Source organism: Enterobacter sp. 3U4 (assembly GCF_057224565.1).
The window spans coordinates 1164404-1187602 of record NZ_CP136665.1; the positions used below are offsets into that span (position 1 = coordinate 1164404).

A 23199-nucleotide genomic window follows, 5' to 3' on the forward strand; every position below is an offset into this window, starting at 1 on the left:
ACAAGAAATTGTGCCTGTTTCTTTTTGTTCTTCATCCTTCCGTCAGCCAGATTTCCAATTGTGTAAAGTTGTGTCTTTCTGGTGACTTACGCCCGCCGGATGCTTGAAAATAGCCGCAATACCCATACGATGTGGGTAATCGCATAGTGCGCTTTGTTAAACTGAGGTAAAAAGAAAATTATGATGCGAATCGCGCTCTTCCTGCTCACCAACCTTGCGGTCATGGTGGTTTTCGGGCTCGTGCTAAGCCTGACGGGAATTCAGTCGAGCAGCGTTCAGGGTCTGTTGATTATGGCGCTGCTGTTTGGTTTTGGTGGCTCGTTCATCTCCCTGCTGATGTCGAAGTGGATGGCACTGAAATCGGTGGGTGGTGAGGTTATTGAACAGCCGCGTAACGATATGGAACAGTGGCTGATGAATACGGTGGCTCAGCAGTCCCGTCAGGCCGGGATCGCCATGCCGCAGGTGGCGATTTACCATGCCCCGGATATCAACGCTTTTGCCACGGGCGCCCGTCGCGATGCGTCGCTGGTAGCCGTCAGCACCGGATTGCTGCAGAACATGAGCCGTGACGAAGCCGAAGCGGTTATTGCCCACGAAATCAGCCATATCGCCAACGGTGACATGGTGACCATGACCCTGATTCAGGGCGTGGTGAACACCTTCGTGATCTTCATCTCCCGTATTCTGGCGCAGATTGCGGCAGGCTTTATGGGCGGCAACCGCGACGAAGGCGAAGAGAGCAACGGCAACCCTCTCATCTACTTCGCCGTGTCGATGGTTCTGGAACTGGTATTCGGTATTCTGGCCAGCATCATCACCATGTGGTTCTCCCGACACCGCGAATTCCACGCGGATGCCGGCTCTGCGAAGCTGGTTGGTCGTGAGAAGATGATTGCCGCGCTGCAGCGTCTGAAAACCAGCTACGAGCCGCAGGAAGCGAACAGCATGATGGCCTTCTGCATTAACGGTAAATCCAAATCGCTGAGCGAGCTGTTTATGTCTCACCCGCCGCTGGATAAACGTATCGAAGCGCTGCGCAGTGGGGAATACCTGAAGTAACGCTAAGAACGCTAATAAGCCGGGCAGGAGTACACTCCGCCCGGCTTTTTTTATGCCTGAACCCTGGGCTGGGTAACCCGCAGGCCGCTGACGACCGCCGCGACGGAGGCAAGGGCACCCGCGGTGAGAAGCGCAATGTGGTTACCGTTTTGCCCGGCGAGGTTAAACATCAGGGCGACCAGCGCCGCACCGCTGCTTTGTCCCAGAAGGCGCGCGGTCCCCAGCATGCCGCTGGCACCTCCGCTGCGATGGCGCGGCGCGACGGTGATAATGGTGTGATTGTTAGGGGACTGGAACAGGCCAAACCCCGCGCCGCACAGGATCATGCGCCAGATGATGTCCAAATCGGTTGGCGATGACGGTAGCAGAGCCAGCGCGAAAAGGCCTGTCGCCATCACCGCCAGCCCCAACGCTCCCAATAAACCGGCATGAACGCGTTCAATTAAATAACCTGCCAGCGGTGCCATCACCATCGTCGCCAGCGGCCAGGGGGTGAGCAGCAGCCCGGTTTCCACTTCTGAACGGCCAACTACGCTCTGCAGGAAGAAGGGCAGAGAAACCAGGGCCAGCATCTGGGCGCAAAACGAGCAAACGGACGTGCAAATGGAGAGGGAAAAGAGGGGAATACGCAGCAGATCGACCGGCAGCAAAGGAACGGGCAGGGTGAGCTGGCGGCGTACAAAGAAGAAGCCGATTGCCAGCAGGGCGATGAGCTCCGCGGCGGTAAGCATCAGAGATTGTCCCTGCGCAAAGCCGCTCAGCGCCGTAATCAGCAGGCCAAAGGTCAGGGCATTCATCACCGCACTCGCCACGTCGAAGCGCGGCATGCTGCTCTTGGGACCGTTAGCGGGAAGAAAGCGCAGGGCAAAGAAGATGGCGACGATACCCAGCGGCACGTTAATGGCGAACAGCCATTGCCATGACGCAACGGAGAGGATCGCCGCCGCTATCGTTGGCCCGGCGGCAGAAGAGACGGCGACAATAAACGAGTTTATCCCCATTCCGCGCCCCAGATGACGCTGCGGATAAATCAAGCGGATCAACGCCGTGTTTACGCTCATCAGCGCCGCGCCGCCAAAACCCTGCGCAATACGCGCAAGCGTCAGGGTATGCAGTGAATCTGAAAGGGCGCATAACAAGGACGTGAAGGTGAAAACCACCAGACCGCACTGATACACCCGGCGGTAGCCGAACATATCGCCCAGAAAAGAGAACGAGAGCAGGGAAATCACAATCGCAATCTGATAGGCGTTAACAATCCATATCGAACTGGCGGGAGAGGCGTGCAGGTCGCTGGCAATGGTTGGCAGGGCGACGTTCGCGATTGCGCCGTCAAGGACGGCCATTGATATACCGATAATGATGGTCGCTATAGCGCCATACCGCTGGGGTAAAGGCAGGCCATCGGAAAGGTTTTTTTCCATTAGGATTAAAAAAGCTCAGCGTGAAATTATTCTCAGGGTAACTATTTTAGCATTGTTACAGCCGCGATATGTCGCAGATTTGTAACGAAGTAAACGCGGATTGATTGCAGGTGACATGACGGGAACTTATAATAAAAACCGGTTCTGATTTTTATAAAACACTCTCTATGAGGTGGTAAATGGCTATTGCGGATTTGGATAAACAGCCAGATTCTGTTTCTTCCGTGCTGAAGGTGTTTGGCATCTTACAGGCGCTGGGAGAAGAGCGTGAAATAGGTATTACAGAGTTGTCGCAGCGCGTGATGATGTCAAAAAGCACCGTGTATCGCTTTTTGCAAACCATGAAGTCGCTGGGTTACGTTGCCCAGGAAGGCGAATCTGAAAAATACTCTCTGACGCTGAAGCTGTTTGAGCTGGGTGCCCGTGCGCTACAGAATGTTGACCTGATCCGCAGCGCTGATATTCAGATGCGTGAAATCTCTCGCCTGACCAAAGAGACCATCCATCTCGGCGCACTGGATGAAGACAGCATTGTTTACATCCATAAAATCGACTCCATGTACAATCTGCGCATGTATTCGCGCATTGGTCGTCGCAACCCGCTCTACAGTACCGCCATTGGTAAGGTTCTGCTGGCGTGGCGCGATCGTGAGGAAGTGAAGCAGATCCTCGAAGGCGTGGAATACAAACGCAGCACGGAACGAACCATTACCAGCACGGACGCGCTGCTTACAGTGCTCGACCGCGTGCGCGAGCAGGGGTATGGCGAAGATAACGAGGAGCAGGAAGAAGGGCTGCGCTGCATCGGCGTTCCGGTATTTGACCGCTTTGGCGTGGTGATCGCGGGCTTGAGTATCTCCTTCCCGACCTTACGCTTCTCCGAAGAGCGTCTGCATGAGTATGTGGCTATTCTGCACACTGCCGCACGTAAAATTTCCGAGCAGATGGGGTATCACGACTACCCGTTTTAATCCCTGCTGGCAGAAAAAACGCCGCATCTGATGCGGCGTTTTTTGTTTGTCATTCACCAGGCTGATTAGCCATTATCAATGACGACGGATGTTTTACGCAGTACAGGGCATTGGGTTAAGCCAACGATCCCGCTGTCAGTATGCAGATACTGGGCAGTGCTCATTCCTTGTGCTGTTAAATATTTACACTGAATGCCTAGCCCGGCTGCGTTTTCGGTGCTCCCCACGAGCACGCCATAGCCTGTTAACAGAAGGCCAATCCAGACAAGGGCCAGCGCAATAATTGTTCGAATAATGAATCGCATCATTACCTCTTTTATCGTTGTTATCGTAATGCTAGCGTAAAGTGTTTACGCGATGAAACAAGTGCAGGATTCTTAAAAAAAGCGCGATGGAGGCACAGTTAGTCCTTGTTTAAGATAAGCGTGATAATCTCGTTACATCAGGTCCTTAGACGGAGTGTGGAGTGAAAAAAATACGCTGGGTAATTCTGATTATCGTGCTGATAGCGTGCGTGGTGTTATGGACACAGACGATCAATGTGATGTGCGATCAGGATGTACAGTTTTTTAGCGGCGTTTGCGCAATAAACAAGTTTATTCCGTGGTAATAGACATTTTTTCTCAACGTGATTTCCTTCCTTCGCGCCAGTGGTAAAATAGACGTTTTTATTGAGGTGGTGAAATGGGTGAGTTACTGAATTCAGGGCTGCTGAATATAGCGTCCCTGATGATTTCTTTGGTTGTTCTGCTTGTGGGGCTGGTCATCTGGTTTTTCGTGAACCGCGCCAGTTCCCGTACTAACGAGCAGATCGAACTGCTGGAAGCGCTGCTCGATCAGCAAAAACGTCAGAATGCGCTGCTACGCCGTCTGTGTGAGGCGAACGAACCGGAAGAGAAAGACGCGCCGAAAGACGCGATCGCTGAAGATAACAAAGACGAAGACGACTTTATCCGCCTGGTGGCTGAGCGTTAATTTTTTTGTCCTGGGAGGTGGCTGTGGTCTGGAAAAATCCCTGGTATGACCCCTCCCTGAAACATCACACCCCGAACGGTTTTCGTAATACCTATCCTGTCGAACATCAACCCGGTGACCTTGACCGTTGGCGTAAAGAGCGTAAAAAGGCCGGTTTACCGAAGCCGCCCGCGCTGGGTTATGAAGACTTTATCCGTCAGTGGTGGCAGCCTGTTGAGCTAACGCAACCTCAAGAAGATGGGGTATGGTGGCTCGGACACGCGAGCGTGTTGCTGCAGCTGGACGGCAATATCATCCTTACCGATCCGGTGTTTTCACGGCGCGCTTCTCCGCTGCCTTTCCTGGGACCACAGCGTAAGACACCCCCCGTACTGTCTGTCGAGCAACTTCATCAGCTGGATGCGGTCGTCATTTCCCATAATCATTACGATCATCTTGATGACGCGACCATTCGCCGAATCCTCAAGCGCTTTCCCGACGTCAGGGTTTTTGTGCCTTTGGGCCTGGCCGACTGGTTTCGCCGCCGGGGAGCAAAACGCGTGGTCGAACTCGACTGGTGGCAGAGTTTCACCTGGCAGGGGATGACGCTGACCGCCGTACCGGCTCAGCACTGGAGCATGCGCACGCCCTGGAACCGCAATCGTTCCTTATGGTGCGGTTGGGTGATGGAAGGGCGGCATCACCGCTTCTGGTTCAGCGGTGATACGGGGTATACGCCCGAGCTGCTGCTGATACCTGAACGCCTGGGCCAGATAGATGCCGCCGCGTTACCGATTGGTGCCTATGCCCCACGATGGTTCATGGCTGTCCATCATATGGATCCGCAATCTGCGGTGGCATTGTGGCAGCAGCTGGGCTGTCCTATGGCGTTCCCCATTCACTGGGGGGTGTTTGAACTGGCAGATGAAGCCTTAGATGAACCTGTGCAGGAGTTAACTCATGCGCTCGATAATTTAGCACCAGTTAATCATTCTTTCAGGATACTGAAAATTGGTGAATATTTATCCTTATAAACGAAGCGATAAATTGTTGCATATATTGTTGATGTAAACGCGCGCAGGAATGTTTTATTTTTATCGAAACGTTTTGCTTGCCTTCTTTTGATGCAGAGTCATAAAAATTTCATTATTTTGGTGCATAACGCTGTTTATTAACTGGTGCATTTTAATACAGCCGGGCGCCGGTTATTAACACTGTTTTTTCTCTGAAACAATTTGGTCGCGTTACAATGATTTAAGCATAAGTTTTCACAAATTGTTCTAACTCAATCAAGACGTAAGATTTCTTTTACCGGTTGCTGGACGCTTCGTTATGATTGAGCTATGTTAAAAAAGTCTTAGATTACAGCGGTCGTGAAAGCAACGCTGGGTCTTTGTTACGCAGCAGAGCTGTCTGTATGTGATGCGCATAATTGTGCAAAACCTGACAGGCACTGTTCGAATTTGTGCGGCGGATCGAGACATGTTTAAAAATGGCTTGCCATATTAAACATAGTGTGTGATAACACGTTTTGGGTCAAACGAGGTACAGTTCTGTTTATGTGTGGCATTTTCAGTAAAGAAGTCCTGAGTAAACACGTTGTCGTTGAATACCGCTTCTCTGCCGAACCTTATATTAGTGCCTCATGCAGTAATGTCTCAGTTTTATCTCAGTTAATGCCTGCGGGCTAAGAAAACACTCTAAGGAATTTTGCAAAATGGCAAAGATTAAAGGTCAAGTTAAGTGGTTCAACGAGTCTAAAGGTTTTGGTTTCATTACTCCTGCTGACGGCAGCAAAGACGTGTTCGTACACTTCTCTGCAATCCAGGGTAACGGCTTCAAAACTCTGGCTGAAGGCCAGAACGTTGAGTTCGAAATTCAGGACGGCCAGAAAGGCCCAGCTGCAGTTAACGTAACTGCTATCTGATCGAACCGCTGCTGACTGAAGCGCTTAGCACTTCACTCTCAGACATAAAGCCTCGCATAACGCGGGGCTTTTTTATGTCCCTAATCTTTCAAAATATTACCATTCGCGGTCTCGTTATTAACTTGTTGCAAAGCTGCGAGGTTAGTAGCACTGTTTTGCCACCCTAACACCATCTTTTCCCGTTAAATCAGGGCGTTGTTTTACAGCCCTGGGGTGCAGGTGAAGAAGACATTGATAACAGCAACTGGAAATTTCACGCCGGCGCGTTTTGTGCTGCTCTGTTTAGCGATTTTTTGTAGTCTGGCATTTTTGCTGGGCCGCGTTGCCTGGCTGCAAATCATCAAGCCTGACAATCTGGTGAAGCAGGAAGATATGCGCTCCCTTCGCCAGCTGGCGATTGATGCACCGCGCGGCATGATAATGGATCGCGAAGGTCGCCCCCTGGCGGTGAGCGTGCCCGTCCGGGCCGTCTGGGCCGATCCTAAAACGGTGCTGGCAAAAGGGGGCGTTGGCGTTGATGAACGCTGGCAGGCGCTGGCCAGCGCGTTGCATCTCTCCCTCGGCACTCTCTCGGCGAGAATCAACGCCAACCCGCAGGGCCGTTTTATTTATCTTGCCCGCCAGGTCGATCCGGCACAGGCAAAGTGGATCGACAAACTCAACCTGCCCGGCATCAATTTACGCGATGAATCCCGCCGTTTTTATCCTGCCGGCCATGTGGCAGCGAACCTGATTGGCTTCACCAATATTGACGGGCAGGGCATTGAAGGCGTGGAAAAAAGCTTCAACGCGCAGCTGACCGGCAAGGCCGGAGTGCGGCAGGTAAGGGAAGACCGCTACGGCCGCGTGGTTGAGAACCTGACGGAAGTGGCGCCCGCACCGGCGCATAACATCCAGCTAAGTATCGACGAGCGGCTGCAAACCATCACCGAAGATGCGCTCGATAATGCCGTGGCCTGGAACAAGGCCGAGTCCGGGGCATCGGTATTAATTAATATCCCAACCGGGGAAATTCTCGCCATGGCGAGCTATCCGGATTTCAATCCCAATAACCGGGAAGGCGCGACGATAAATGATTTTCGCAACCGTGCGATCAGCGATACGTTCGAACCCGGTTCGACCGTCAAGCCGCTGGTGCTGATGACGGCCCTGCAGCAGGGGCTGGTCCAGCCGGACAGCGTGATTGACACCCACCCGTATACCCTTGACGGGCACCGTATCCGCGACGTGGGCTTTTACCCTGAGCTGACGATGACCGGGATCCTGCAAAAATCCAGCGATACCGGCGTGTCACGTCTTTCGCTGGCGATGCCTGTTCAACATCTCATTGATACCTATCGCAACTTTGGTTTTGGCACCAGTACGGGGCTTGGCTTAACGGGGGAAAGCTCAGGGCTGTTGCCCCAGCGTAAATACTGGAGCCAGCTCGATCGCGCGACCTTTGCCTTCGGCTACGGGCTGATGGTAACGCCGCTCCAGCTGGCCCACGTCTACGCCACGATTGGCGGTTTCGGGCTTGAGCGTCCGCTCTCCATCACCCGCATCGATCCCCCCGTTATCGGGCACCGCGTCATGCCGGAAGAGATTGCGCATGAAGTGGAGCACATGATGGAGAGCGTTGCGCTGCCGGGCGGCGGAGGCGTTAAGGCTGCCGTGCGTGATTACCGGGTGGCGGTGAAAACCGGTACGGCGAAGAAAATTGACGACAGCGGGAAGTACGTCGATAAATACGTCGCCTACACCGCGGGGGTTGCACCTGCCAGCAATCCGCGCTTTGCCCTGGTGGTTGTGATTAACGATCCGCAAAACGGGGCCTACTACGGCGGGGCCGTTTCTGCGCCTGTCTTCAGTGAGATTATGGGTAACGTACTGCGTCTGGAGAATGTAAAACCTGACGGGTTACCGGCGGGTTCCGATCACCTAATCGTTATGCGTTAACCGGACGTTTATAACCAGGGCGAATAGCGGTACACTTCGCCCTTTGATTATGCTCCGGAGTCACCATGTCCTTCAGTTGTCCCCTTTGCCACGCCCCTCTGACGCACTCAGATAAAAGTTATACCTGTCCGCAGGGGCATCAGTTTGATATGGCAAAAGAAGGCTACGTGAATCTTCTGCCGGTGCAGCATAAGCGCTCCCGCGATCCTGGCGATAGTGCAGAGATGATGCAGGCGCGCCGCGCGTTTCTGGATGCCGGGCACTATCTGCCGCTGCGGGAGGCAGTCGCGCAGATGCTGAATGACATTCTGCCGGGGTCAGCCACCGCCGTGCTCGATATCGGCTGCGGTGAAGGGTACTACACCGCACGGTTTGCAGAGGTTGCTCGTGAGAAGGGCGCACAGACATTCGGTCTGGACGTGTCGAAAGCGGCCATTCGCGCGGCGGCAAAGCGTTACGCCGACGTGACGTTCTGCGTGGCGTCCAGCCACCGGCTGCCGTTTGACGATGCCAGCATGGACGCGGTTATCCGCATTTACGCGCCGTGTAAGGCAGAGGAGCTGGCGCGCGTGGTGAAGCCTGGCGGATGGGTGGTCACCGTGACCCCAGGCCCGCGTCATCTGATGGAGCTGAAAGGGCTGATCTACGACGAAGTGCGTCTGCATGCCCCGCATTCTGAACGGCTGGCCGGTTTTAGCATGAAGCAAGCGGAATCGGTGGCTTACGAAATGACGCTGAAAGGGGAAGAGGCCGTCGCGTTATTGCAGATGACGCCGTTCGCGTGGCGGGCAAAACCGGAGGTGTGGGAAACGCTAGCGGCACATTTAACATTTCGCTGCCAGACGGACTTCAGCATCCACGTCTGGCAGCGCGAAGACTAACCGGCGAAGTGCGCCCAGAGGATCTGGGCACCAATCCCAATTAGCACAATGCCGCCCAGGATCTCGGCGCGTTTACCCAGCAGCGGGCCGATAAACCGTCCGACCATCATGCCCAGCGTGGACATAATCAGCGTTGCGCAGCCAATAGCCAGCGCGGTGGCGATAATATTGACCTGCAGGAATGCCAGACCGACACCGACGGCCATCGCATCAAGGCTGGTGGCAATGGCAGTGGTGACCAGCAGCCAGAATCCATGGCGATGCTGTGGCTCCTCGTCTTCTTCCTCACCACCGCGAAAACCTTCAATCACCATTCGGCCACCGAGAAAGACCAGCAGGACGAACGCAATCCAGTGGTTCCACTCCAGCACGAACTGGCTGGCGAGCATGCCAAGTCCCCAGCCGATAAGCGGGGTCAGCGTTTCGATAGCGCCAAAAATCAGGCCGGTGCGCAGGGCTTCTGAGAATTTAGGTTTGTGGAGCGTGGCGCCTTTTCCGATGGAAGCAGCGAATGCGTCCATGGACATGCCAAAAGCGAGAAGGATCGTAGCGGAGATATTCATAACAGCGTCCAGACCGGGGATATCCATATGACACATCACTGCCCCCAGTAAACAGCAGTTGATGTATCTATGGTCTCGCCTGATCGCAATGCACATAAGATGTGCGGTAAGCGATCCGTACGTGCCACGTTTTTCAACGAGTATGTTGACACGTACATTTCCTGCGAACAGGAAATCGGCTACTCCCCAACGACGGGCGCAACCTTAACATATTTTGAGAATATAAAACAACAATCAAGAGGCTTTATTTAAAGCTCTTGTTGATAACGATTTTCATTTGTCTTTAATCGTGAAGATATCGTTAACAAATAGAGTTCAAATTAGCGGTGGGGATATAGCTTCGGCTATATTTCTTGCGCAAAATAAACACAGAATATAGCCGTTGCTATATATGTAAATTATTGAGTTTTAACGAGAAGCTTGTATATCTTTTCCAGATCATCAATATTCTTTACCCGAATAAGCAGGCGGCGTTGTTCTAATTGCATCACCAGCACGCCGTCTTCGGATAAATTCATCTCTTTAATACGGTTATATTCTATCCACACATTGGCGAAGAAAAATCCGCGTGATTTAAAAATGATTTTCGGCGTGCGGATCCAGAACAGATAAACAGCCATTAATGCCAGCGCACATAATAACCATGTGGTTAATATTGCACCATGGCCGGTGACGTTATTGTAAATAAGAATAACGATGAGACCCGCGAAGATAAACGCATCCACGCGCCCGCGTCGCAGAAGGGGAAGGGAGAGCAGCGTCTCGCCGTGACGGCGCGGCATGATGAACTCGTCATAGATAGCGTAAGCCAGAAGGGCAGCAATAAATAAAACCAGTACGATGTCCGTGACAGTCATTCATCCTCCAGATAAAAAAAACCGGGGGCAAGCCCCCGGCCTATAGCATTTAAACTTACAGACCCAGCAGGCCGACGGCGTAGCCCGCAATACCGATGACGAAGAAGCCAACGATAATCCACAGCGGGTTCACTTTCTTACGCAGCAGCCACATGCAGGCGAAGGTCAACAGCAGCGGGACCAGGCCCGGCATCAGCTGGTCCAGAATCGTCTGCACGGTGGTGACGCGGGTCTGACCATCCTGCCCGGTGATGGTCGATACCACCAGCGGGATGTTCACGTGCGTCCACTTGTTAACCAGCGCCCCCATGACAAACAGGCCGAGGATTGACGCCCCCTCAGTCAGCTTCTGCAGGAAGCCGCCGCCCATGTCCTTAACGATATCCACCCCTTTACGGTAGCCGTAGGCCACACCGTAGTAACGGGTCAGCAGACGCACGGCGTTGAACAGGATGAAGAACAGCAGCGGGCCCAGCAGGCTGCCGCTCATTGCGATACCGGCACCCAGCGCCGCGAAGACCGGACGCACGGTACCCCAGAAGATAGGGTCACCGACGCCGGCCAGCGGACCCATCAGACCGACTTTGATACCGTTGATAGCACCATCGTCGATCTCTGCGCCGTTCGCACGCTGTTCTTCCATCGCCAGCGTTACGCCCAGTACGGGGGCCGCAACGTAAGGATGGGTGTTAAAGAATTCCAGGTGACGCTTGATCGCCTGACGGCGCGCTTCGTTGTTTTCCGGGTAGAGGCGTTTGATCGCCGGTACCATGGAGAAGCAGAAACCCAGCGCCTGCATACGTTCGAAGTTCCATGAACCCTGAAACAGGTTAGAACGGATGAACACGCCACGAATATCACCCGGAGTGAGTTTTTTCTCGGTGGTAGTTTTTGTCATATCAACCATTTCGCTCACCTGTTAGTCCAGTTCGTTATCGAGATCGTTGTTACCAGCAGCCTGCGCTGGGGCACCCGCGACGCGGTTATATTTCGGGCTGAGCTGGATGTAGAGAATCGCCATCACCGCACCGATCACACCCAGTGCAACCAGGTTGAAGTTGGTGAAGGCAGCGGTCACGAAGCCGAGGTAGAAGAACGGCATCAGGTAGCCTGCGCGCATCATGTTGATGACCATCGCATAACCGACAACCACGATCATACCGCCCGCGATGTTCAGACCGCCGGTGACCACTTCTGGAATGGCGTTCAGCATGCTCTGGACTTCACTGGTACCGACAGAGATCGCCACGATAACCGCCGGGATCGCGATACGCATCGCCTGCAGGAACAGGGATGAAACGTGGATCCACGACAGGGCCGTGAGGTTGCCGTTGTCGGCCGCCTTATCCGCCGCGTGCTGGAAGGCAACGGTGATAGTACGAACGATGATGGTCAGAACCTGACCTGCTGCTGCCAGCGGGATCGCCAGCGCGATACCTGCACCAATACTCTGGTGACCGGCAATAACCAGAACGGTCGAAATGATAGAGGCCAGCGCGGCATCGGGCGCAACCGCCGCGCCGATGTTCATCCAGCCCAGGGCGATCATTTCCAGGGTACCACCGATGATGATACCGGTTTTCATGTCACCCAGAACGGCGCCAATAAGCGTACAGGCCACCAGAGGGCGGTGGAACTGAAATTCATCAAGTACGGATTCCATACCCGCAATACATGCGACGACGAACACCAGCACAATCTGAAGAGTGGTAATCTCCATTGCACTTCTCCTATTGCATTTACTTTATGTGAGAACCGGCGCGGGCTTATTTCCCAACTTTGCCGATCAAATCCATCATTTTCAGTTTCTGGTCCGTGGAAACCTTACGGGCTTCCAGCTCAATACCGCGTGCATTCAGCTTGTTGAATGCTTCGATATCTTTCGCATCGACTGAAATGGCGTTGTTGACCTGCGTTTTGCCCTGACGGAATGCCATACCACCAATGTTAACGGAGGTGATTTTCACGCCGCCTTCAACAATGCGCTCAACGTCTGTCGGGTTAGTAAACAGGAGCATCACGCGTTCGCCCGCATATTTCGGGTTGTTGTACACGCGGATCATCTTGGCGACATCCACGACGTGCGCGGTAACGCCAGGAGGAGCAACCTGAGTCAGAAGGGTTTTACGTACGGTATCAGCGGCCACTTCGTCGCTGACCACGATGATGCGTCGAACGTTGGTCTCTTTGGTCCAGCGCGTGGCAACCTGACCGTGGATTAAGCGGTCATCAATACGCGCAAGGCCGATCACCATGTAATCGTTCGGGCCCATCGGTTTTGCCGGTGCTGCCGCTTTCGGTGCCGCTGCAGGCGCAGGGGCAGGTTTTTCAACCGGCTGTGCCTTCAGCGCCTTAACCCCTTCACGACCGGTTTCAACGGCCAGAGCAACCAGCTCATCGAAGGACGGATTGTCGTCTCGCGCCATGAGGGTTTCCACCAGCATGGGAATATTGACCCCGGCGACAACTTCATAGTGCTCTTTATCGACGACAATGCGGCTGGCAGCATTGAACGGGCTGCCGCCCCATGTATCAACGAGAAACAGCACGCCTTTGCTGGTATCCAGCTTCTCGAGCTGAGCGTTGTACTTCTCTATCAGCGTCTCGGCGTTTTCACCGGGAACGAAATCGATCCAGCCGACGTTTTCCTGCTCGCCCAACAGCATCTCTGCCGTTTTGAGTAGCTGCTCAGCAGCCCAACCATGTGTGCCTATGACAATAGCAATGGTCACTTGCTACCTCCTTTTATTATCATTAATACGCCTGCCAGGCAGTCGTACTGAGAATCGTATTGGCGAACCGAATCGATTCAGATAAGGGTTAGAGTTCAAAAAAACTAAGACTTCCGCGAATTATTTTAGATAGTGAAAAAATAATTTATGTGATGAAGATCCGTAATTTAGCCACGCGTTACAGATTTATCCGTAGAGTAAAGCCGCAGTGTTACAGAACTTTGCAAAGGAACGTAAATCTTTGCTAAAAACACATTGTCTCTGATATGTTTAGCCTCCGTTTAATTGTTCAGGAGTATAGGGCTACAGCCCACTATATGGACCGTCACCGACGTCAGTCATCTGCCAGGCCATTTCGCGCCTTATTCACCGGCGATCCTCGCCACGTATCGACTCTGTCTACCTCTGTTTTGCCCACGTTGAGTGGGGCACCGTTTCGTCATTCCTTTAGCAGGAGCTTGTCATGGAATTCTTAATGGACCCGTCAATCTGGGTGGGATTGCTCACGCTGGTGGTGCTCGAGATTGTTCTCGGCATTGATAACCTGGTGTTTATCGCCATCCTTGCGGATAAGCTGCCGCCAAAACAGCGTGATAAAGCGCGTCTGATTGGCCTCTCGCTGGCGCTGGTTATGCGACTGGGGCTGCTCTCCGTCATCTCCTGGATGGTCACATTGACCAAACCGCTGTTCTCCGTCATGGACTACACCTTCTCAGGGCGTGATTTAATCATGCTGATCGGGGGGATATTCCTGCTTTTCAAAGCGACGACAGAGCTTCACGAGCGGCTGGAAAACCGTCAGCACGATGATGGTCACGGTAAAGGCTATGCCAGTTTCTGGGTGGTGGTGCTGCAGATCGTGGTGCTGGATGCGGTCTTCTCGCTGGATGCGGTGATCACAGCGGTCGGCATGGTGAACCATCTGCCGGTCATGATGGCTGCGGTCGTTATTGCAATGGCGGTCATGCTGCTGGCCTCGAAGCCTCTGACGCGCTTCGTGAACCAGCATCCGACGGTGGTCGTGCTGTGTCTGAGCTTCCTGCTGATGATTGGCCTGAGCCTGGTGGCGGAAGGTTTTGGCTTCCATATTCCGAAAGGCTACCTGTACGCCGCGATTGGCTTCTCGATCCTGATCGAGCTGTTCAACCAGATTGCGCGCCGTAACTTTATCAAGCAGCAGTCAAATCAGCCTCTGCGCGCCCGTACCGCGGATGCCATTCTGCGCCTGATGGGCGGTCGCCGTCAGGTGAACGTTCAGTCTGATTCCGAAAACCACAACCCGGTTCCGGTTCCGGAAGGGGCGTTTGTGGAACAGGAGCGCTACATGATCAACGGCGTGCTCTCCCTGGCCTCCCGTTCGCTGCGCGGCATCATGACGCCGCGCGGGGAGATCAGCTGGGTTGATGCTAACCTGAGCGTGGATGAAATTCGCCAGCAGCTGCTCTCTTCACCGCACAGCCTGTTCCCGGTGTGTCGCGGTGAGCTGGATGAGATCATCGGCGTCGTGCGGGCGAAAGAGATGCTGGTAGCCCTGGAAGAGGGCGTCAACGTGGAAGCCGTTGCTGCCGCGTCGCCTGCGATCGTCGTGCCGGAAACGCTGGATCCGATCAACCTGCTCGGGGTGCTGCGTCGCGCTCGCGGTAGCTTTGTTATCGTCACCAACGAGTTTGGCGTGGTGCAGGGGCTGGTTACGCCGCTGGACGTGCTGGAAGCGATTGCCGGTGAATTCCCGGATGCCGACGAAACGCCAGAAATTGTTGCCGACGGCGAAGGCTGGCTGGTTAAAGGTACCACCGACCTGCACGCGCTCTCGCACACGCTGGGGCTGGAAAACGTGATCAATGATGAAGAAGACATCGCGACCGTTGCTGGTCTGGTGATCGCGGTTAACGGGCAAATCCCGCGCGTCGGAGATGTAATCGAACTGGCGCCGCTGCACATTACGATCGTTGAAGCTAACGACTATCGCGTTGATATGGTTCGTATTGTTAAAGAACAATCACCCCACGACGAAGATGAGTAAGCCGGCTTAGCGCAGCGGCATTAAGGGCACGATGTGCCCGTTATGACGCGCTGGCGGGGACGCGCTTCCCGCCAGCCACTTCGGAAAATCCCGTAGCGGCATCGGCCGCGCATAGAAAAAGCCCTGCAGGACAGGCACACCATGACGGCGCAAATAGCGCGCCTGCTCCTCTGTCTCGACCCCCTCAGCAACCAGTTCAATATTCAGCCGCTGACCCAGCGCAATAATCATATCCGTCACCGTTGAATTCACGGCGTCAGTGCCGATGGCGGTGGTAAACGACTGGTCAATTTTCAGCACGTCCGGGTGCAGCTTCTCAAGCCAGGAGAGGGAGCTGTTCCCGGTACCAAAATCGTCGATGGCCAGCTTCACCCCTTTGCGATGCAGTTCGCGCACGATGCGATAATCCGCATCCAGCAGCGCATCCCGTTCCGTGAGTTCAATTACCAGCTGCTGTCGCGGACTGGCGCTGAACCAGAGGCGGTTCAGATCCTGTATCAGCACAGCGTGACGGAAATGGCTGGCGGCAACGTTAATGCCGATGTGAAAACCGGCGCTGGAAGGGAAGTAGCCTATCTGGCGCACCGTTTCGGCGATGACATAGCGGGTCAGTGGGACAATCTGGTTATGTTCTTCTGCCAGAGGGATAAACACTTCCGGGGTGATCCAGCCCTGACGGGGGTTGTTCCAGCGCAGCAGGATCTCCACGCCGATGCAGGCCTGGGTACGGGCATTCACCAGCGGCTGGCAGAAAAGCTCAAATTCCCGCCCCGCAATCCCCATATCGATCTCCCACGTAAAGCTCATCCGGTTTGCCGTCGCCAGCCAGGCGAGATAGCCCAGCAGCAGGCTGAGCATGAGTCCCAGCGGCAGCTGGGCTGGCAGGCTTTTTAAGGCTAATGCTCCGGGACCTGGCCCGCTGACCGTAATGGTGAAAGGATTTCGGGTTGATGCCTGCTGGAAAAGAGAGCCCTCCTCATCAAACGTCAGGCTGTCGCTGACGCGTTGTCCATAGCGCAGAAAGCGATCGCCCACGGTCAGCGCCACGTCATTAATAAGCGGGCGCTGGGGCTCGAGGATCATTTTGGCGATCAGATCGATATTGATGATTTCGATGACGCCTGCTTCACCGTCCGGAGAAACGGGATACCACTGGATCAATATCGGACTATCTTTAAGCAGCCACTGGTCGGTGGATAAAATTAGCTTCGCCGTGCTGGCGGGTAACTCTTTCAGAAAGTCGCGAACGGGCACGTCGCGGCTGCCGAAAATACTTGAGCAATACAGGACACCGTCGTTAATCAGGGCGATGGAGCGGACCGTCTGCAAAATGGCGGCCTGCTTTCGCAACGCCAGATGCGCCTGCGGACAGGGCTGTCCCACCAGGGGCTGCAGCACGCTGCGGCGGTTTTCTAAAGAAAGCAGTATGTTATCAAGGGCGCGGACGGTGTGGCTGGTAAAATCGAGGATCCGCTGTTGGTTAACGTTGCGCTGGGAAATAAAGCGAATGCCTAGCGTCAGGATGAGCGTGAGGAGCGCAACCGTCACACAGACGATAACGCGTTTTCGGCGATAGTTTTTAATGATCGTTTGTGCAGTTTGCATGAACGGTCGCCTGATAAGCCACCAGCCACAAAAGCCGGACGCAACAGTGAAAGTGTAGTGGGGAAAGCAGAAGGAGACGAGGAAGAAGAGGGAAATTCGCCCATCCGTTGCAGATGGGCGAAAGGCAGTATTAGTCGCACTGCACCTTAATGGCCAGGCCACCACGGGACGTCTCGCGGTATTTCGCGTTCATGTCTTTGCCGGTTTCGTACATGGTTTCAATCACCTTATCCAGCGATACGCGAGGTTCGCTGGTACGGCGCATCGCCATACGTGAGGCGTTGATGGCTTTCACCGAGGCAATCGCGTTACGCTCGATGCACGGCACCTGCACCTGGCCCGCGACCGGGTCACAGGTCAGACCGAGGTTATGTTCCATACCGATTTCGGCCGCCACGCAGACCTGTTCAGGGCTTGCGCCCAGCAGCTCTGCCAGACCCGCCGCCGCCATGGAGCAGGCCACGCCGACTTCACCCTGACAGCCCACTTCCGCACCGGAGATGGAGGCATTCATCTTGTACAGCGCGCCGATGGCACCTGCCGCCAGGAAATAGCGGATGTAGATGTCCGGCGTCACGGGCTCAATAAAGTGATCGTAATACGCCAGCACTGCCGGAACGATACCGCAGGCACCGTTGGTTGGCGCCGTCACGACGCGGCCGCCGGCGGCGTTCTCTTCGTTAACCGCCAGGGCAAACATGTTTACCCAGTCAACCACGTTCATCGGGTCGTTGGAGAATTTGTCCGTGGTCACCAGCATACGGCGCAGGGCAGAGGCACGACGCGGTACGCGCAGTGGACCCGGCAGAACCCCTTCGGTGTTCATCCCACGGTCGATACAGGCGCGCATGGTTTGCCAGACGTTCGCAAAATAGTCTTCAATCTCTTTTTTGCTGTGCAGGGCCAGTTCGTTCTGCATCACCATACCGGACAGTGAAAGACCGGTCTCTTTGCAGTAGCCCAGCATCTCGGTAGCCGATTTGAACGGGTACGGTACGCTGACGTCGCCGACGCTGTCTTTGCCAAAATGCTCTTCATCCACGATGAAGCCACCGCCGATGGAGTAGTACGTCTTGCTGTAGATCTCTTTTTCACCGCTCCAGGCGTGAATGGTCATGCCGTTTTCATGCAGCGGCAGGTTGTCGCTACGGAAACGCATGCCGTCATCCTGCGGGAAATCGACTTCCTGCTGGCCGTTTGCCAGCAGCAGGCGGCCGCGTGTTTCCACGTCGCGGATGAATGCCGGGATGGCATCAATATCAACGGTATCCGGCATGTTGCCTGCCAGACCCATAATAATGGCGATATCGGTGTGGTGGCCTTTACCCGTTAATGACAGCGAGCCGTAAACATCCACGGCGACACGGGTAACGCTTTCCAGTAATCCTTTTTCGACCAGATCATCGACGAACTGTTTACCGGCCTTCATCGGGCCAACAGTATGGGAAGACGAAGGGCCAATTCCCACTTTGAACATGTCGAATATACTAATCACTTTCACACTCCTGACAGGGTTACCGGGGTTCCAGTAACGATGTTATAACTGCGCATAGTGTAAGAGGGAACACCGACCTCGGCTTAACTATTCACATGAATTAAACTAATGGTTAACGATGGGTTTTGCTAATAGCGCGACGCAGATCGCAAACCTGGCAGAAGAGGGCGGAATGTAAAGTATAGTCAAGGCTTCAGGCCGATTTGCAACGCCAGCTCACGAATAATGCCCGCCGTCATGCCCCAGACAAAATAATGCTGATACCAGGACAACCAGACCCGATGGTCATGCCCGCGACGCTGAATATCCAGCGGGTGATAACGACTCAGTCGGAGGGCTTCCTCCAGCGGCATTTCAAACACCGCAGAGACTTCATCGACGCTGGCGTGATACTGCAGGCCCGGCGGGATAATGCCGACCACCGGCGTGACCTGAAAACCGGTGACGCTGTCAACGGGCGGCAGCACGCCGATGACCTCAACGGCCTCCGGCGGAATGGCAACCTCTTCCTGCGCTTCGCGCAGCGCGGCGGCAATCAGCGAGGCGTCGGAGCTGTCTACTGCGCCCCCAGGAAAAGCAACCTGACCCGCGTGCTTGCGTAAATGAGGAGAACGCTGGGTGAGCAGCAGGCCCGGCTGCGCGCGACGCACGACCGGGATCAGCACGGCTGCCTGACGCTGATTCAGCGCTTCGCGGTTGACCTGCGGTCGTAGTAGCTGAAAGCGAGATAAAAAGTCATCCAGCGTCAGGTTCTCTTTTTCCACCCGTTATTACTCCAGTTGTTTCAGGATACGGTTAACTTTATCAAAGGTTTCCTGATATTCCGCATCGACCTGGCTATCGGCAACAATGCCGCCTCCGGCCGAACAGTAAAGGTTTCCGTTGCAGGCGGTCAGCGTACGAATGGTAATGCTGGTATCCAGCGTGCCGCACAGGCTGATATAGCCGATGCTGCCGCACCAGGCGTTGCGGCGGTGGGGCTCCAGCTCATCAATGATCTCCATTGCCCGCACCTTAGGCGCGCCGGTGATGGAGCCGCCCGGGAAAGCGGCGCGCAGCAGGTCGCAGGCCGTGCGCGAGTCAGGCAGCCGCGCGGTAATGGTGCTGACCAGATGATGCACCGCCGGGAAAGGCTCAACGACAAACAGTTCCGGCACGCGGACGCTGCCCGGAACGGCCACCCGGCCAATGTCGTTACGCATAAGATCGACAATCATCAGGTTTTCGGCGCGGTCTTTCGGCGAGGCGGCCAGTTTTTCCGCCTGCTGGCGATCGGCATCGGGATCGGCAAGACGCGGCAGGGTGCCTTTAATCGGACGGGTTTGAATCGTGCCCTCGGCCAGATGAATAAAGCGCTCGGGCGACAGGCTGAGAATCGCCCCCTGTTCCAGACGCACAAACGCGCTGAACGGCGCCTTATTGCTGGCATTAAGACGGGTAAACGCCTGCCACTCATCTCCCCGGTATGTCGCCTGGAAGCGCTGGGCGAGGTTAACCTGGTAGCAGTCACCGCTTTGCAGATACGCCTGAACGCACGCGAATTTTTCGCCATACTCCGCGGCGCTCATGTTCGAGCGCCAGCCGGAGGTCAGCGTGAACGTCTCTGCCGGTACAGGCTGTTGCGCCTCAAGCCAGGCCAGACGCGCCTGCACGTCTTGATGGCTCAGCAGGGAAACCGTTTTTTTCTGGTGATCAACAATTAACGCCCAGTCATACAGCCCGACGGCCATGTCGGGCAGGGGAATATCAGCCTGCGCATGCTCCGGCAGCGTTTCAAAACGGCGGCCCAGATCGTAACCAAACAGGCCCAGCGCTCCCCCCTGAAAAGGGAGGTCCGGGTTTGGCGTGGCAGATAAGCCCAGCGCGTTAATGTCGTGCTGAAGCTGCACCAGCGGATCGTCCGTCAGCGACAGGTCATCGGCTGTCAGCGTCTTCAGCGGATCGGCGACCAGAATATCAAAGCGGCTATAGGGATGGTCCGCATGGCCGGAGTGCAGCAGCATCGCAAACGGAAGATGGCTCAGGCGGGCAAACCAGTATTCAGCGGCGTCTGCACGCCAGGGCAGGGTAATAACAGTGGGGAAGCGCATGTTCATGTGTGGCATACTACCGGGCAGCGTGAAATAATTAGCGCGAATAATTTAGCAGGAGTTGACGATGTTTGCAGGTTTACCTTCTCTGAGCCATGAACAGCAGCAGAAAGCAGTTGAGCGAATTCAGGAACTGATGTCCCAGGGGATGAGCAGCGGACAGGCGATTACCGTTGTCGCCGAGGAGATTCGCGCCAGTCATTCCGGCGAGCGGATCGTGGCGCGTTTCGAAGATGAAGATGAAGATGAAGATCCAGAAGAGTAATCGGGCTTACACCGCCGCGATAATCTTGATCTCCACCTTATACTCCGGTTTCATCAGCGTGGCCTGTACGGTGCAGCGTACAGGCGCGTGACCCGCCACAACCCACGCATCCCAGGCTTTGTTCATTGCCGCGAAGTCATCTTTGTTTGCCAGGAAAATCGTCGCATCCAGAATGCGGGATTTGTCGCTGCCCTGTTTTTCCAGCACCGCATCAATCTGCGCCAGAGTGTTAGCCGTCTGCTCGAACGCATCCGCGTCCAGGTTAGCCGGAACGCCGGTGTAGTAAAGCGTCTGGTTATGGATCACCACATCAGACCAGCGGGCTTCGGCATCAATGCGCACAATTGTCATAAACGTTTCCTCGTTATTTTTCGTCGTCAGGCGGCAAGACTGCCATATTGTTCTCCCGTCGTCACTATTTGGGGTGGCACAGGAGAGGATGGGCTGACATAATCCCTGTTCAAAAATACAGTGAGAGAGCACCGTGGCAGACGATTTTTCCCCTGAAGGTCAATTAGCGCAGGCGATCCCCGGCTTCAAACCCCGTGAGCCTCAGCGTCAGATGGCGCACGCCGTTGCACGCGCCATCGATAAGGCTCAGCCGCTGGTGGTTGAAGCCGGTACCGGCACGGGTAAAACCTATGCTTACCTTGCTCCGGCGCTGCGGGCGAAAAAAAAGGTGATTATCTCGACCGGATCGAAGGCGCTGCAGGATCAGCTCTACAGCCGCGATTTACCCACCGTGGCAAAGGCGCTGAAATATAAAGGCCGTCTGGCCCTGCTGAAGGGGCGCTCCAACTATCTCTGCCTGGAACGTCTTGAGCAGCAGGCGCTGGCGGGCGGCGACCTGCCGGTACAAACCCTCAGCGACGTCATTATCCTTCGCGCCTGGGCGAACCAGACCGAAGAGGGCGATATCAGCACCTGCGCGAGCGTGCCGGAAGACTCTCCTGCCTGGCCGCTGGTGACCAGCACCAACGACAACTGCCTCGGCAGCGACTGCCCGCTGTATAAGGACTGCTTCGTGGTGAAAGCGCGCAAAACGGCGATGGACGCGGATGTGGTGGTGGTCAACCACCATCTGTTCCTCGCGGATATGGTGGTTAAGGACAGCGGTTTCGGCGAGCTGATCCCGGAGGCGGACGTGATGATCTTCGACGAAGCCCACCAGCTGCCGGATATCGCCAGCCAGTATTTCGGCCAGTCGCTTTCCAGCCGCCAGCTGCAGGATCTGGCGAAAGATTTTACTATTGCCTACCGGACCGAACTCAAAGATACCCAGCAGCTGCAGAAGTGCGCGGACCGTCTGGCGCAAAGCGCGCAGGATTTCCGCTTACAGCTCGGCGAGCCGGGCTATCGCGGCAACCTGCGCGAGCTGCTGGCGGACAAAAACATCCAGCGCGCGCTGCTGCTGCTCGATGATGCGCTTGAGCTCTGCTACGACGTGGCAAAGCTGTCGCTCGGCCGCTCCGCGCTTCTGGACGCGGCCTTCGAGCGCGCCACGCTCTATCGCGGGCGGCTCAAACGGCTGAAAGAGATTAACCTGCCGGGGTACAGCTACTGGTATGAGTGCACCTCACGGCATTTCACGCTGGCACTCACGCCGCTGACGGTGGCGGATAAATTTAAAGAGGTGATGGCGCAGAAGCCGGGCAGCTGGATCTTCACCTCGGCAACCTTGTCGGTGAATGACGATCTGCACCACTTTACCGAGCGTCTCGGCATTGAGCAGGCAGAATCGCTGCTTCTGCCCAGCCCGTTCGATTACGAAAAACAGGCGCTGCTCTGCGTTCCCCGTAATCTGCCGCTGCCGAACCAGCCGGGGGCAGCGCGCCATCTGGCCGCGATGTTAAAACCAATGATCGAGGCCAACAACGGGCGCTGCTTTATGCTCTGCACCTCTCACGCCATGATGCGCGATCTCGCCGAGCAGTTTCGCGCCACAATGACCTTACCGGTGCTGCTGCAGGGCGAAACCAGTAAAGGCCAGCTGTTACAGCAGTTTGTCAGCGCCGGTAATGCCCTGCTGGTCGCAACCAGCAGCTTCTGGGAAGGGGTCGATGTTCGTGGGGACACGCTCTCGCTGGTCATCATTGATAAGCTGCCGTTTACCTCCCCGGACGATCCGCTGCTGAAAGCGCGGATGGAAGACTGCCGTCTGCGCGGCGGCGATCCGTTTGACGAGGTTCAACTGCCGGATGCGGTCATTACGCTTAAGCAAGGGGTAGGGCGCTTAATTCGCGACGTCACCGACCGCGGCGTGCTGGTCATCTGCGATAACCGGCTGGTGATGCGTCCTTACGGTGCGACTTTCCTCGCAAGCCTGCCGCCCGCGCCGCGGACGCGGGACATAAAACGCGCGGTGCGTTTCCTGGCAAACCCAACGGCGGAGTAATTTACCCCGGAGTGTGC

Annotated in this window: 23 protein-coding genes, 1 pseudogene and 1 riboswitch; of the genes and pseudogenes, 12 read left to right on the top strand and 12 right to left on the bottom strand. The window is 55.3% G+C overall.

Translation table 11 applies throughout. From position 1 onward, the window contains the following. The first annotated feature begins 180 nt into the window (after positions 1-180). Positions 181-1062 (top strand): protease HtpX, encoded by an 882-nt coding sequence (gene htpX, locus RVY89_RS05490; protein ID WP_014884290.1) that lies wholly within the window; start codon positions 181-183, stop codon positions 1060-1062. Positions 1063-1112: 50 nt separating this feature from the next. Here htpX and RVY89_RS05495 read toward each other — a convergent pair whose 3' ends face one another. Beyond that, positions 1113-2486, bottom strand: coding sequence for an MFS transporter (locus tag RVY89_RS05495; protein WP_484827135.1), 1374 nt, complete (start codon positions 2484-2486; stop codon positions 1113-1115). Positions 2487-2665: 179 nt separating this feature from the next. On the opposite strand from RVY89_RS05495, the gene kdgR reads away from it, so the two are divergent. Continuing rightward, entirely contained in the window at positions 2666-3457 is a 792-nt protein-coding gene (gene kdgR, locus RVY89_RS05500; protein WP_048029440.1) for a DNA-binding transcriptional regulator KdgR, read from the top strand. Positions 3458-3522: 65 nt separating this feature from the next. On the opposite strand, the gene RVY89_RS05505 is transcribed toward kdgR, so the two are convergent. Then, complete coding sequence (locus RVY89_RS05505; protein ID WP_371898721.1) at positions 3523-3762, bottom strand: YobH family protein; 240 nt, start codon at positions 3760-3762, stop codon at positions 3523-3525. Positions 3763-3923: 161 nt separating this feature from the next. Between RVY89_RS05505 and mgrB the strand changes: the two genes are divergently transcribed. The 7 genes and pseudogenes from mgrB to rlmA all read left to right on the top strand — a co-directional run bounded on the left by mgrB (position 3924) and on the right by rlmA (position 9157). Beyond that, complete coding sequence (mgrB, locus tag RVY89_RS05510) at positions 3924-4067, top strand: PhoP/PhoQ regulatory lipoprotein MgrB (protein WP_006175995.1); 144 nt, start codon at positions 3924-3926, stop codon at positions 4065-4067. A 74-nt stretch (positions 4068-4141) separates the two neighbouring features. After that, entirely contained in the window at positions 4142-4432 is a 291-nt protein-coding gene (locus RVY89_RS05515; protein WP_484827136.1) for a YebO family protein, read from the top strand. 23 nt (positions 4433-4455) lie between these two features. Next, the gene (locus tag RVY89_RS05520) at positions 4456-5445 is read left to right on the top strand and encodes an MBL fold metallo-hydrolase (RefSeq protein WP_484827137.1); all 990 of its coding nucleotides are present in this window, start codon (positions 4456-4458) and stop codon (positions 5443-5445) included. A 525-nt stretch (positions 5446-5970) separates the two neighbouring features. Next, positions 5971-6115, top strand: a pseudogene (locus RVY89_RS05525) (DUF2627 domain-containing protein). A gap of 13 nt (positions 6116-6128) precedes the next feature. Continuing rightward, positions 6129-6338 (top strand): transcription antiterminator/RNA stability regulator CspE, encoded by a 210-nt coding sequence (gene cspE, locus RVY89_RS05530; RefSeq protein WP_001062678.1) that lies wholly within the window; start codon positions 6129-6131, stop codon positions 6336-6338. Between the two features lie 219 nt (positions 6339-6557). Further along, entirely contained in the window at positions 6558-8276 is a 1719-nt protein-coding gene (gene ftsI, locus RVY89_RS05535; RefSeq protein WP_484827138.1) for a peptidoglycan glycosyltransferase FtsI, read from the top strand. Between the two features lie 65 nt (positions 8277-8341). Further along, a complete protein-coding gene (gene rlmA / locus RVY89_RS05540; RefSeq protein WP_484827139.1) occupies positions 8342-9157 on the top strand; it encodes a 23S rRNA (guanine(745)-N(1))-methyltransferase in 816 nt (271 codons plus the stop codon). Here rlmA and mntP read toward each other — a convergent pair. The 5 genes from mntP to manX form a co-directional block, all read right to left on the bottom strand. Further along, complete coding sequence (mntP, locus tag RVY89_RS05545; protein WP_484827140.1) at positions 9154-9720, bottom strand: manganese efflux pump MntP; 567 nt, start codon at positions 9718-9720, stop codon at positions 9154-9156. The genes rlmA and mntP overlap by 4 nt on opposite strands. A gap of 9 nt (positions 9721-9729) precedes the next feature. After that, positions 9730-9920, bottom strand: a riboswitch (yybP-ykoY riboswitch). A gap of 198 nt (positions 9921-10118) precedes the next feature. Then, positions 10119-10577 (bottom strand): DUF986 family protein, encoded by a 459-nt coding sequence (locus tag RVY89_RS05550; protein WP_447744247.1) that lies wholly within the window; start codon positions 10575-10577, stop codon positions 10119-10121. 55 nt (positions 10578-10632) lie between these two features. Next, entirely contained in the window at positions 10633-11484 is an 852-nt protein-coding gene (locus tag RVY89_RS05555) for a PTS mannose transporter subunit IID (protein ID WP_006810994.1), read from the bottom strand. 12 nt (positions 11485-11496) lie between these two features. After that, positions 11497-12297: a PTS mannose transporter subunit IIC gene (gene manY / locus RVY89_RS05560; RefSeq protein WP_024909729.1), complete on the bottom strand. Its 801-nt coding sequence runs from the start codon at positions 12295-12297 to the stop codon at positions 11497-11499. A gap of 46 nt (positions 12298-12343) precedes the next feature. Further along, on the bottom strand, positions 12344-13309 hold the full coding sequence (manX, locus tag RVY89_RS05565; RefSeq protein WP_045908235.1) for a PTS mannose transporter subunit IIAB: 966 nt from the start codon (positions 13307-13309) through the stop codon (positions 12344-12346). Positions 13310-13772: 463 nt separating this feature from the next. Here manX and yoaE point away from each other — a divergent pair, with 463 nt between their 5' ends. After that, positions 13773-15332 (top strand): CNNM family cation transport protein YoaE, encoded by a 1560-nt coding sequence (gene yoaE, locus RVY89_RS05570; protein WP_484827141.1) that lies wholly within the window; start codon positions 13773-13775, stop codon positions 15330-15332. Positions 15333-15338: 6 nt separating this feature from the next. Here yoaE and RVY89_RS05575 read toward each other — a convergent pair whose 3' ends face one another. The 4 genes from RVY89_RS05575 to pabB all read right to left on the bottom strand — a co-directional run bounded on the left by RVY89_RS05575 (position 15339) and on the right by pabB (position 20528). Further along, entirely contained in the window at positions 15339-16937 is a 1599-nt protein-coding gene (locus RVY89_RS05575; protein WP_484827142.1) for an EAL domain-containing protein, read from the bottom strand. A 130-nt stretch (positions 16938-17067) separates the two neighbouring features. Next, on the bottom strand, positions 17068-18432 hold the full coding sequence (gene sdaA, locus RVY89_RS05580) for an L-serine ammonia-lyase (protein WP_032647740.1): 1365 nt from the start codon (positions 18430-18432) through the stop codon (positions 17068-17070). A 185-nt stretch (positions 18433-18617) separates the two neighbouring features. Next, on the bottom strand, positions 18618-19196 hold the full coding sequence (locus tag RVY89_RS05585; protein WP_219323053.1) for a CoA pyrophosphatase: 579 nt from the start codon (positions 19194-19196) through the stop codon (positions 18618-18620). A 6-nt stretch (positions 19197-19202) separates the two neighbouring features. Continuing rightward, positions 19203-20528: an aminodeoxychorismate synthase component 1 gene (gene pabB / locus RVY89_RS05590; protein ID WP_484827143.1), complete on the bottom strand. Its 1326-nt coding sequence runs from the start codon at positions 20526-20528 to the stop codon at positions 19203-19205. A gap of 61 nt (positions 20529-20589) precedes the next feature. Between pabB and RVY89_RS05595 the strand changes: the two genes are divergently transcribed. Then, complete coding sequence (locus tag RVY89_RS05595) at positions 20590-20787, top strand: YoaH family protein (protein ID WP_087822771.1); 198 nt, start codon at positions 20590-20592, stop codon at positions 20785-20787. 6 nt (positions 20788-20793) lie between these two features. Here RVY89_RS05595 and RVY89_RS05600 read toward each other — a convergent pair whose 3' ends face one another. Next, positions 20794-21138: a RidA family protein gene (locus RVY89_RS05600; RefSeq protein WP_008500498.1), complete on the bottom strand. Its 345-nt coding sequence runs from the start codon at positions 21136-21138 to the stop codon at positions 20794-20796. Positions 21139-21271: 133 nt separating this feature from the next. On the opposite strand from RVY89_RS05600, the gene yoaA reads away from it, so the two are divergent. Continuing rightward, complete coding sequence (gene yoaA, locus RVY89_RS05605) at positions 21272-23182, top strand: DNA repair helicase YoaA (protein WP_484827144.1); 1911 nt, start codon at positions 21272-21274, stop codon at positions 23180-23182. Positions 23183-23199 lie beyond the last annotated feature (17 nt).

Excerpts from the sequence above, each read along its gene's own strand:
- htpX (WP_014884290.1), top strand. The coding sequence starts at position 181 with ATGATGCGAATCGCGCTCTTCCTGCTCACCAACCTTGCGGTCATGGTG.
- RVY89_RS05495 (WP_484827135.1), bottom strand. The coding sequence starts at position 2,486 with ATGGAAAAAAACCTTTCCGATGGCCTGCCTTTACCCCAGCGGTATGGC.
- kdgR (WP_048029440.1), top strand. The coding sequence starts at position 2,666 with ATGGCTATTGCGGATTTGGATAAACAGCCAGATTCTGTTTCTTCCGTG.
- RVY89_RS05505 (WP_371898721.1), bottom strand. The coding sequence starts at position 3,762 with ATGCGATTCATTATTCGAACAATTATTGCGCTGGCCCTTGTCTGGATT.
- RVY89_RS05515 (WP_484827136.1), top strand. The coding sequence starts at position 4,142 with ATGGGTGAGTTACTGAATTCAGGGCTGCTGAATATAGCGTCCCTGATG.
- cspE (WP_001062678.1), top strand. The coding sequence starts at position 6,129 with ATGGCAAAGATTAAAGGTCAAGTTAAGTGGTTCAACGAGTCTAAAGGT.
- rlmA (WP_484827139.1), top strand. The coding sequence starts at position 8,342 with ATGTCCTTCAGTTGTCCCCTTTGCCACGCCCCTCTGACGCACTCAGAT.
- mntP (WP_484827140.1), bottom strand. The coding sequence starts at position 9,720 with ATGAATATCTCCGCTACGATCCTTCTCGCTTTTGGCATGTCCATGGAC.
- RVY89_RS05550 (WP_447744247.1), bottom strand. The coding sequence starts at position 10,577 with ATGACTGTCACGGACATCGTACTGGTTTTATTTATTGCTGCCCTTCTG.
- RVY89_RS05555 (WP_006810994.1), bottom strand. The coding sequence starts at position 11,484 with ATGGTTGATATGACAAAAACTACCACCGAGAAAAAACTCACTCCGGGT.
- manY (WP_024909729.1), bottom strand. The coding sequence starts at position 12,297 with ATGGAGATTACCACTCTTCAGATTGTGCTGGTGTTCGTCGTCGCATGT.
- yoaE (WP_484827141.1), top strand. The coding sequence starts at position 13,773 with ATGGAATTCTTAATGGACCCGTCAATCTGGGTGGGATTGCTCACGCTG.
- RVY89_RS05575 (WP_484827142.1), bottom strand. The coding sequence starts at position 16,937 with ATGCAAACTGCACAAACGATCATTAAAAACTATCGCCGAAAACGCGTT.
- pabB (WP_484827143.1), bottom strand. The coding sequence starts at position 20,528 with ATGAACATGCGCTTCCCCACTGTTATTACCCTGCCCTGGCGTGCAGAC.
- RVY89_RS05595 (WP_087822771.1), top strand. The coding sequence starts at position 20,590 with ATGTTTGCAGGTTTACCTTCTCTGAGCCATGAACAGCAGCAGAAAGCA.
- RVY89_RS05600 (WP_008500498.1), bottom strand. The coding sequence starts at position 21,138 with ATGACAATTGTGCGCATTGATGCCGAAGCCCGCTGGTCTGATGTGGTG.